General features: G+C 33.5%; 11 protein-coding genes, 1 pseudogene and 1 riboswitch. Of the genes and pseudogenes, 9 read left to right on the forward strand and 3 right to left on the reverse strand.

The window, feature by feature from the left end:
* Nucleotides 1-10: 10 nt before the first annotated feature.
* The 4 genes and pseudogenes from CRO45_RS11305 (at nt 11) to CRO45_RS11315 (ending at nt 2,377) form a co-directional block, all read left to right on the forward strand.
* Nucleotides 11-973 (forward strand): sensor domain-containing diguanylate cyclase, encoded by a 963-nt coding sequence (locus tag CRO45_RS11305; RefSeq protein WP_097149748.1) that lies wholly within the window; start codon nt 11-13, stop codon nt 971-973.
* 130 nt (nt 974-1,103) lie between these two features.
* Nucleotides 1,104-1,274 (forward strand): hypothetical protein, encoded by a 171-nt coding sequence (locus tag CRO45_RS20075; RefSeq protein ID WP_170949477.1) that lies wholly within the window; start codon nt 1,104-1,106, stop codon nt 1,272-1,274.
* Nucleotides 1,271-1,516 (forward strand): hypothetical protein, encoded by a 246-nt coding sequence (locus CRO45_RS11310; RefSeq protein ID WP_097149749.1) that lies wholly within the window; start codon nt 1,271-1,273, stop codon nt 1,514-1,516. The genes CRO45_RS20075 and CRO45_RS11310 overlap by 4 nt, the downstream gene beginning before the upstream one ends.
* A gap of 156 nt (nt 1,517-1,672) precedes the next feature.
* A pseudogene (locus CRO45_RS11315) lies at nt 1,673-2,377 on the forward strand (SAM-dependent methyltransferase).
* 138 nt (nt 2,378-2,515) lie between these two features.
* Here the strand turns inward: CRO45_RS11315 and CRO45_RS11320 are convergent.
* Nucleotides 2,516-2,911: a hypothetical protein gene (locus CRO45_RS11320; protein WP_097149750.1), complete on the reverse strand. Its 396-nt coding sequence runs from the start codon at nt 2,909-2,911 to the stop codon at nt 2,516-2,518.
* Nucleotides 2,912-3,140: 229 nt separating this feature from the next.
* Here CRO45_RS11320 and CRO45_RS11325 point away from each other — a divergent pair, with 229 nt between their 5' ends.
* The 4 genes from CRO45_RS11325 (at nt 3,141) to CRO45_RS11340 (ending at nt 6,633) form a co-directional block, all read left to right on the forward strand.
* Nucleotides 3,141-4,022 (forward strand): conserved phage C-terminal domain-containing protein, encoded by an 882-nt coding sequence (locus tag CRO45_RS11325; RefSeq protein ID WP_097149751.1) that lies wholly within the window; start codon nt 3,141-3,143, stop codon nt 4,020-4,022.
* A 202-nt stretch (nt 4,023-4,224) separates the two neighbouring features.
* Nucleotides 4,225-4,953, forward strand: a complete 729-nt coding sequence (locus tag CRO45_RS11330; RefSeq protein ID WP_097149752.1) for a DUF1643 domain-containing protein — start codon at nt 4,225-4,227, stop codon at nt 4,951-4,953.
* A gap of 410 nt (nt 4,954-5,363) precedes the next feature.
* Nucleotides 5,364-5,645 (forward strand): hypothetical protein, encoded by a 282-nt coding sequence (locus tag CRO45_RS11335; protein WP_097149753.1) that lies wholly within the window; start codon nt 5,364-5,366, stop codon nt 5,643-5,645.
* Nucleotides 5,646-5,670: 25 nt separating this feature from the next.
* Nucleotides 5,671-6,633 carry a DUF4145 domain-containing protein gene (locus tag CRO45_RS11340; protein WP_097149754.1) on the forward strand — a complete coding sequence of 321 codons (963 nt, stop codon included), beginning with the start codon at nt 5,671-5,673 and terminating at the stop codon, nt 6,631-6,633.
* A gap of 93 nt (nt 6,634-6,726) precedes the next feature.
* Here CRO45_RS11340 and CRO45_RS11345 read toward each other — a convergent pair whose 3' ends face one another.
* Nucleotides 6,727-7,692 carry a S66 family peptidase gene (locus tag CRO45_RS11345; RefSeq protein ID WP_097149755.1) on the reverse strand — a complete coding sequence of 322 codons (966 nt, stop codon included), beginning with the start codon at nt 7,690-7,692 and terminating at the stop codon, nt 6,727-6,729.
* Nucleotides 7,661-8,425 (reverse strand): HAD-IIB family hydrolase, encoded by a 765-nt coding sequence (locus tag CRO45_RS11350; protein ID WP_097149756.1) that lies wholly within the window; start codon nt 8,423-8,425, stop codon nt 7,661-7,663. Before CRO45_RS11350 ends, CRO45_RS11345 begins: the two co-directional genes overlap by 32 nt.
* 402 nt (nt 8,426-8,827) lie before the next feature.
* A riboswitch (purine riboswitch) is annotated at nt 8,828-8,928 on the forward strand.
* A gap of 148 nt (nt 8,929-9,076) precedes the next feature.
* Between CRO45_RS11350 and CRO45_RS11355 the strand changes: the two genes are divergently transcribed.
* On the forward strand, nt 9,077-9,282 hold a 206-nt coding region (locus CRO45_RS11355), incomplete at its 3' end, for a solute carrier family 23 protein (RefSeq protein ID WP_328588624.1).

Here is a 9,282-nt window from a genome sequence, read left to right on the forward strand (position 1 = left end):
GGAAATAATAATGGAATTAATCTATTTTTGTTTAGGTTTAATAGTAGGTGCAGTAATTATCCAAATAATTTACATTAAATATGAAAAGGCTAAATGGATGACGAAGTTTGAAAATGAAAAGAGGATTTTTGAGCTAGTTGAAAGTTCAAAGGATCTTATCTATTATTACGAAGTCAAACCAGAATATAAATTTAGATATATTAGTCCTTCGATTGAACAACTGTTAGGAGAGGGATTAGTAGAGAAAGGATATCAAAATCCATATTACGTTTTTGAACACATCCATCCAGATGATTACAACCTACTATATGGAAAAGTTAATGGGTATGGAGATTATAGCAAGCCAATCATCCAACGGTGGAGAGATGAAAAGGGTGAATATAAATGGTTCGAGGAATATGCAACTCCAATATATGAAAATGGTCAAATAGTTGCAATAGAAGGGATTATGCGAGAAATTACTGATAAGGTAAAGTTACAACAGGAACTAAATTATCAGATTACACATGATGTGTTAACAGGTATACATAACAGGGCTTATTTTGAGCAAATAATGGAGAAATACAATAAAGATATAGATACATCTATTGCAGTCATTCTAAGTGATTTGGATGAATTAAAGTATCTAAACGATAATTTTGGTCATAAAACAGGTGACGTTTATATAAAAGAATATTCTAAACTGTTGAAGCAATATTTCAAAGAGAATTCAATTGTTGCGCGGATTGGTGGAGATGAATTTGCTATAATTGTTCTAAATGCAAATTTGGATCAAGTGAAATATCACTGTCAAAATTTCTCTGATAAAATAAGTGAATATAATTTAAACAGTAAAGGCATTAAAATTAAAGTATCGGTGGGATATGCTTTTTCTGAACATTCTATAGGAAATATGGAGAAACTTTTGGCTGAAGCAGATAAAAATATGTACCAAGACAAAAATAAGAAAAAGAGTGAAAGTTTAATTAAATAAAAAAGTATATTGGATATGGAAGTTAGAATTTTCTAGATTAGAAAATTGCTAATTTCATTAAAGAACCAAAATGTCTAATAGCAATTTTATTTGCGTAATGTTGAAAATAAAATCTTGGAGTGACAAGTTGATGGATATATATCTTTTATACTTTATAGGCTTAATTATTTTGTTTCTTACAATTACATATGCGGTTCGATACGGCATTGACACTTCAAAACAGGTTAAGTCTTTAAGAATTGAACTGAAAGAAATTAAAAGAAAAATAGAAGATTTAGAAAAAAAGAGGAATGAAAATTGAATAATCGTGTTGCAGGGTTATTATTGATCGGCTTATCATTATTAACCGCAGTTATTGCATATTCTTTAGGTGAACTAATTGATGCTATTAAAGCATCCTCTGCTCATATTGCAGGAACAATTTCAGGAGGCGGTGGAACGAGTTTAGCGTGGGGAGGAAATCCACCTTTATCAGTTGTACCAATCATTTTAATTATAATATCTGTAGTTATTGGGTTTTATCTTATTAGTAAGCGTGGCTAAAAGTTATTAAACAATCGGGTGCATTCATGGTAATAGGGATGCGCCCTATCCTTTTATGGGCCATGATTGAAGAAGAGTTAGTTCTAAAAAAAAGGTTATTATTACCAATTTGTTTGTGGTAATATAAATGTAATCTTTTAGAAGAGGTGAGTTTAGATGAGTAAAGTTGAGCAGAGTACAAAGTTAGATTTAGAAAGAATTGTTTTTATTGGGAGAACTTTTGAAGAGTATTTGGATATGTTTTCGCTTTCTGAGGAAGAACTGCAAGGAAAGAAAATACTCGATTGTCCAGCAGGAGCTTGTTCATTTACTGCTGTTGGAAACAAATCAGGTTTAAATGTAACTGCTTGTGATATTGCCTATTATCATTCAAGCGATGACTTAAAAAATAAAGGTCTTCAAGATATTGATCACGCAATGGAACATATGGAATAAGCAAAAACGAACTACAAGTGGGATTATTTCGGTAATATAGAGGGGCTTAGGAAACAGCGTTTAAGTGCTTTACAAGATTGTGCCAAAGATATGATGGAATCTAGCGAAAGATACATTCCTGTGACGTTGCCTTCTTTACCGTTTAAGAATGAAGAATTTGATATTCTTCTTTCTGCACATTTTCTATTCATGTATGCAGATAGATTGGATTACCAATTTCACATTGATACGTTGAATGAGTTATTAAGGGTTACAAAAGAAGAAATACGGATTTTCCCTTTGGTAGATTTAGAAGGAAAACGATATGAGTATTTAGATAGAATGATAAGTTACCTGGTTGACAATGGCTATACAGTAGAAGAAGTGAAAGTATCATATGAATTTCAGTTAAATGCTAATTCGATGTTAAAGATTCAAAAAGGTTAAATAAAGAATGGGGAAACATGGATGTGTTGCCCCTTTTGAAATAAGAAAAGCAAAGACGCCGAAATCCTTGATATTAAGGGTTTTGGCGTTTCTGCTTTTTAGACAGACTGAAATATAAATGAGCAGTATTAAATTCTTTTATTCATCCCCTTCTAAAAATTCTTCCAACCTTTCATAATTAATCCGATAGCATTTGGACTGATCAAACCAGTGAAGTTTTGGTTTGTACGCGATGATGAGCGATTTCTGCTCTAGTTTTTTGAAAATCCGATAAATGGTTTGCTCAGACCAGAACGGGAAATAGTGTTGTTGCCATTCGGGGTACGTTTTGTGTACCCAATTGTGTCCTGCAATGGATAGTGGTTCTTCCTCAGCACTTACGTGTATCTGTTGTAAAACGAGGGCTTCATTAAAACCTAATTTTGTTGCTAGGGTAGGGGAGACTAGTAGAGGCCTCTCTCTTATTACTAGATCGCTATCTTCACTACTTTCACTCTCATCAACTAAAACTTCATTTGCTTCGTAATTAATCATTTTCTACCTCTCCTTTTTTCTGTTAGTTGGTTTGTACCATTCTATCTATTACATAGTGATTTTTTCGTCTAAATGAGACATGCTGAACGAAAAAAATTTCAATTAAGCATTTTTTATTCCTCTAAAATCACAATCTCCCAATTTTTTCTCTCCAACATGTCTCTTTTTTCGATTTAGAAAGCTATATAAAGGGTGAATCGAATATTTCAAAAAAAGGAGAACGATAACAATGAAAGAAAAATTACTTATTCCAGAGGCACCTTTGCAAACATTACCTACACTTGCAGTGAAACTAGGTGTTAAGGAGGCGATGATTTTGCAGCAGCTTCATTATCGCTTGTTGAATTCGCCATATAAAAAAGACGGCTATACTTGGTACAGGCATACGTACATGAATTGGCATAAGCAATTTCCTTTTTATTCTGAGAAGACGATTAGTCGAGGTTTTTTAAACTTAGAAAAGAAGCGCATCATTGTTTCGAGCCAAGTCTACAACCCAGCGAAAGTCATGAAAACGAAATGGTATCGAATTGATTACGAAGAATTGTATCGTCAACTAGGTATGGAATATGACCCTATCAGTGAAACCCTTGTTAGCGCTGGACAACACCCAGAAGTTCACACAGAAGTTTCTCATGCCATTGTAAGTCAAAACGACTGCATCAAAAATACAAAAAATTCTCCAATTGTCAGCCAGTTCGTACCACAATTGGAGGACAAAGAAGTGCCATATATAAAAGAAGAATTAAAAGAAGAAATAAAAAATAATAATATTGTCGAGAAAAATCTCGACGTTGTCGCAGAAGTGATCCAATACTTAAACAAAAAAACAAATCGAAACTATCGAATTGACAATCATTCAACCCAAAGATTGATTAATGCTAGATTAAAAGAAGGTTATAAACTAGAGGACTTTAAAAAAGTGATTAATGTAAAAGTAAAACAATGGTTACGTGAACCAAAAATGAAAACTTACTTAAGACCCAGCACATTATTTAGCCCCATTAACTTTGAAAACTATTTAGTCGAAGCAAAAGAAAACCGTAGACCAACGCGGATACGCGAAATAAAACCAATCGAACTAGATTTTACTTTGGGTGAGGAAGATTGAAGAGGTAGTAGTTTTTAAAGGTGGCTATTCTGACAATTCACACTAATTACTAAACTTGTACGTAATATTGTTAGGAGCTTGTTAATTTATTTGTGAAGAAGGGTAGCTGGATAAAAAGGTATTTCAGCAAGAACCATTCTAAACAGTTGGAAGCCATCGTATATAATAAAGTAAAACGAAAACTAGAAAGTGGGACATTATATTGCGTTTTCAAATTAATAAACTGATAGAATCTAATTCATTAGAGTCTAGCGAACAATTTTGTAATGAATTAAATGAATGGTTAACTGAAAAGGGATATACTACTTTACAACATCAGTTAATTGAACTTCCCAATGGTGTATCATCCCCTATAAAAATTGGTGGAAGTACAGCTGTTTTTCACAGTAACTATAATGCTGGTGTTACATCTTTAACAACATATAGACGTTACTTCTTAAGCCGAACCTGGAATAGTTCTTTACCTGTAATGACGCTATTTGGGATGAATCCGAGTAACGCCTCAATAAATTCTAATGACCCAACTGTAGAATTCATGCTGAAAGTTGCTGAATTTAATGACTGTGGCTCTTTGTATGTTGTAAATACGAGTCCTTATATAAAGAGTTCTCAAACTAGAAGAGCAGATTTTGTTATTGATGATGAAGCTTGGGAGTATATAAAATATGCTGTAAATCATAGTGATATTGTAGTGTTGGCATGGGGAGAAAATGGTCAAAAATATGGAATTCCTACCATAATTAATAATTACCCACTTAGGGGTTTATTAGCAAGAAATTCACAAAAACTAAGGGTTTTCGAATTTGGAGGAATTAACTCAACTCGGAAATTTCCTAAACATCCACTCCAAATACCCCCTAATGATTTCCAAGTAAATCATAGATTGTTAACGCCATCTATAACAGAGTTTAATGATTTATTCCCTTACTAGTATCGTAAGAAGAGTTGTTTATAAAGTAGATTAAATATCAATATATGGCAATACATTTTTTCCCGACGATATTTTTTACGAAAGATGATCACCTTAGTCTGGAATTGATTATAACTGATATTCAATTAAACAAGACATTAATGCATGTGAAATACCAATCAAATTATTTAGATTGTAAAAAATAGCTTAGTATACTAAATATCCTAAGCTATTTTATTTATTTAATTTTTCTAAAATACAATTAAGGCAACATCATCATAGGCTGAGTATGAGCAAAATCCATAACATAGATTACTGGAATGTTCTTTAGCAGAGCCTGTTACTTTGTGTGCATATGGAGTATTGTTTTATACCACGAGGGGTCAAGGTGTTTATGATAAGATATAAAGAGAATTTATTAGGAGGATTCTATGAGCTTGATCGCACAACATCCTTATATAAAAACAGAAAGAAAAGTGACAAGGTTTGAACAGTTTGAAATTGAACATGAACGAATCATTTACTTATACACGGATAAGGTCGTTACACAGAATAGAGAGTTTCCGGTTAAGGATGTAATGGATTTTTCTTATCGAGAAATTACAAATCAAGGTGGGATTCTCTATTTACATACGCTACAAGGTGTATTTCCATATGTCGTGAAATCTTCACCGGAAGCTTTTATTACATCCTATCGAGCGAATTTTAAATGATTAATGGAAGGGAAGTAGGAAATGAATGAAGTCTAGTATATTTAATTTTCTAGGTGAGTTTTCAAGTACGCTAGAAGAGCTGGCGTTACGTGTAGAAGACCTTTTATGGGACCAGCCACAAGAAGCTATGATGAAGGCGCGCTTGTTTGGGGAAACGTTAGTATCCATGATTTATGAGCAAGAAAATATGAATGAAGTGTACCCTCTGAAACAGTGGGAAAAGATAAATAGATTGTATAAACATGACATTATTCAAGATGAAATTTATAAAAAATTCGAATACATAAGAAAAAATGGCAATATCGCAGTGCATCAAGCTACAGATATGGATCTTGAAGTGGCAAAACAAGCCCATCAGGTTCTTTTTGATCTGAGTGTTTGGTATATGGAAGTTTATGTTAGCTATCAATTTAATGCGCCTGTGTATGAATTGCCCTCTAAACAAATGCAAGATCCTCATATTGTGGAGAAATGGATGGATGAATATCAACAGAGGGTTGCGGAGATTGAAATGCAACTGGAACAACTCAAGCAAGAAAAGAAGGAACAGCAAATCCCAGTCAAAGAAGAGAGAAAAATAAATGCTCGTAATCACACTAATAATAGTGAACGTATTGTCCCGTTAGAAAAATTTCAAGATACATTTGATAGAGCAAATTTTGATTGGAAAAATACAACGAAAAAGGCTGCTGAATTCAAACATAAAGAGTTTGGGGAAGAAGCCGCTGAAGCATACGTCTATCTGTTAGATAACGTTACTCCTACAATTGTTGTACATCCTTCGTTGATTGAACAGGAGAAGAAGGTGGGAACCGTGGTATCTAAACCACGTAAAAGTACGGCATTAAGAAGATTTCCGAGAATGGTAGAGGAAAACACAATTAAATCGAATTATGGCTATCCATATACATTCCAAACTAAAGGTGAGTTAGAATCATTACTCTCGCGGATTGTTGAAGTACTACAGTCTAGAAGCATTGAAGAATAGTAAATTGGATTTAGTCTAGTACCGGTCCATATGTAAACAAAAACAGCTTAGTATATTTGGTACACCAAGCTGTTTTTATTCATATCAAATTTCCTAAAAGACACTTAATTTCAACTTTAAATCCTTTGTATCAATACTAATCTCCCCACCAATAGGTAATGTCATCATAGGTTGAGTATGACCAAAATTCATATCATACATTACTGGAATGTTCTTTAGCTGTGGATGCTTATCTAAAATGAAATGAAGTTGTTCTTCAGTTATTTTAGAAGCTTTTTGGAAGCGTCCAATTAGTAAGCCTTTTATATCTCCGCTAACTTGTAATAAGGAGGTCAAATCTCTTGCAAATGTCTCAGGTATTGTTAATTCATCGTCTTCTACAAATAAAATGCAGTCCTTTAGGTTAGGCATGAATTCGGTTCCTTGGAGTAAGTTGAGTGTGCATAGATTGCCGCCAATTAAACTTCCTGTAGCACTTCCTTCTGAATAAACTTTCCATTTCGTATCCTCATAAACACGATTTTCTTGATCTAAATACCATGCATCATCACTCCATTTTTCTGAAGGTTGCAATAGATATGCTTCGTCATTCATGAGACATTTTTTAAAATACTTAGTTTGGTAATCTTGTAGCCCCGTCATTTGAAAACTTGAAAAGTGGGGTCCAGAATATGTTATGAATCCGCATTTTGTCGTGATTGCGTTCGCGAGCGCGGTAATGTCGCTATAGCCGCATAGAATTTTTGGATTTGCTTTGAGTAGTTCATAATCTATATAGGGAAGTAATTCGTTACTATTAAAGCCACCGATTACTGTTAAGATCCCTTTTACATTTTGATCAGCAAATGCATCATGCAGATCCTCAATGCGCTGTTCGATTGAGGACGAGTTTTGTAGATCAGATTCTTCAACGTGTTTTCCAAAGGTCACTACAAAACCCAATTCTTCAAGTCGTTCCTTAGCTAATCGAATACCATCTTCCGATAATATTTTCATACTTCTACTTGGTGCAATAATACGGACTTCATCACCATGTTTTAATTTCATTGGTATTTTCATATTTTTGTCCCTCCAGACTTTCTAATATTCTACTGATAGTAGCTGGGATCTGCGCTCTACTTATCGTTTCAGTAGCATAACGCTTTACGTCATTATCCCCAATACAAACACTATGAATGGCATTTTCAAATAGACATTGATCATTACTATCGTTTCCAAAGGCTATAAATTGGTCAACCTTCAATTTACGGAGGCCACTTACTTTATCAACTCCAAGTGGACTTATGTCGATTGCGTTTTCATTTTTATATTCAACGATTGTTACTGGTAATTGCGATAATTCCTGTAGCACTTGCTCTGTTGGGTGAAATAAAACTAGCTTACATATTTTTTGTAGCTCAGTGATTTCTCGATTCTCAGCACTCGTTTTATTGATATTTCTATAGATTGGGTGTTCAGTATCACCTGTATAGGCATAATCCCAATCACTATCTGCTAAATAGGTTAATTGGTTTGCCTCAATACAAGCTAATAACTGTTTTAATAATTCATCCTTAAAATATTCCACTTCAATTTTCCCTTGTTCAAATACGAAAGTACCATTTCCACCGACCAAGGAACCATGTCGAAAGCGTTCTGGCAAAACTGGAATAAGGTCTCTTATAGGTCTGGCAGAGGCAAAAACAATTTCATGATTTGCTCTGATTATTTCGTCAAAGGCTAGACAGATCGATTCATCGATTGTTCTACCATCAAAACAAACCGTACCATCAATATCAAATATAAATTTCATATAATCAGCTCCTAATCCTGAGTATAATTGGAAGAGAAGAGATTTTAAAGGTCGGATGTCCGAGAGGTAGCAATTGATTACTTTGAAACATTTACTCGAATATATGATTATACCTTTCAAGATAGATTTAAAAATGAAGTAGAAATTCGTTCCTATGAGCCAAATGAGTATATTTTAAATATGTTAAAATCTTGTGAAGAAAGAAGGTAAGAACGATGTCTAAATTATTGAAGATTGTAAAACTCTTGAACAACCCCAAAGTGAAAAAGGCGATTATAAAAAAAGGTGTGCCGATAATTAAAAAGGAAATTGAAAAGAGAAAGAATAGAACAAAATAATAGATTGATATAGAATGAACTATTGACGTCCTAACTTAAACTTGTTATCATTCTCCTATTGTTTTTTAAAAGAATAGAGATACCTTGTATAAATTCAAGAATACGGCTTGAAAGTTTCTACCAGCTACCTTAAATAGCTTGTCTACAAGGAATGGAAAATTAATGATATTTTTATGTTCCTTTTTGTAGATAAAAACTTTGGCCAAACTGAGGTCAAAGTTTTTTTATTTAAGGACATAATATAAAGAGCTGTTAAACTAACTCCGGATTAATTCTGTTCATTCTTACATTTTGCAAAATAGGAGATTACATCATGAGAAACTTTTTTAAATTTACTGAACGGAATACTTCTTATAAACAAGAGACACTAGCAGGAGTGACAACCTTTCTATCCATAGCATATATATTAGTCGTTAATCCACTTATCCTAAGCCAAGCTGGGATGGATAGTGGGGCTGTATTTACTGCAACAGCTCTTACTGCGATTATCGGTACACTACTAATTGGTTTGCTTGCTAA

It is taken from the genome of Ureibacillus acetophenoni (assembly GCF_900220965.1).
Taxonomy (GTDB): domain Bacteria; phylum Bacillota; class Bacilli; order Bacillales_A; family Planococcaceae; genus Ureibacillus; species Ureibacillus acetophenoni.

Coding starts and splice junctions, on each gene's coding strand:
- CRO45_RS20075 (WP_170949477.1), top strand. CDS start 1,104: ATGGATATATATCTTTTATACTTTATAGGCTTAATTATTTTGTTTCTT.
- CRO45_RS11335 (WP_097149753.1), top strand. CDS start 5,364: ATGAGCTTGATCGCACAACATCCTTATATAAAAACAGAAAGAAAAGTG.
- CRO45_RS11320 (WP_097149750.1), bottom strand. CDS start 2,911: ATGATTAATTACGAAGCAAATGAAGTTTTAGTTGATGAGAGTGAAAGT.
- CRO45_RS11340 (WP_097149754.1), top strand. CDS start 5,671: ATGAAGTCTAGTATATTTAATTTTCTAGGTGAGTTTTCAAGTACGCTA.
- CRO45_RS11305 (WP_097149748.1), top strand. CDS start 11: ATGGAATTAATCTATTTTTGTTTAGGTTTAATAGTAGGTGCAGTAATT.
- CRO45_RS11325 (WP_097149751.1), top strand. CDS start 3,141: ATGAAAGAAAAATTACTTATTCCAGAGGCACCTTTGCAAACATTACCT.
- CRO45_RS11350 (WP_097149756.1), bottom strand. CDS start 8,425: ATGAAATTTATATTTGATATTGATGGTACGGTTTGTTTTGATGGTAGA.
- CRO45_RS11345 (WP_097149755.1), bottom strand. CDS start 7,692: ATGAAAATACCAATGAAATTAAAACATGGTGATGAAGTCCGTATTATT.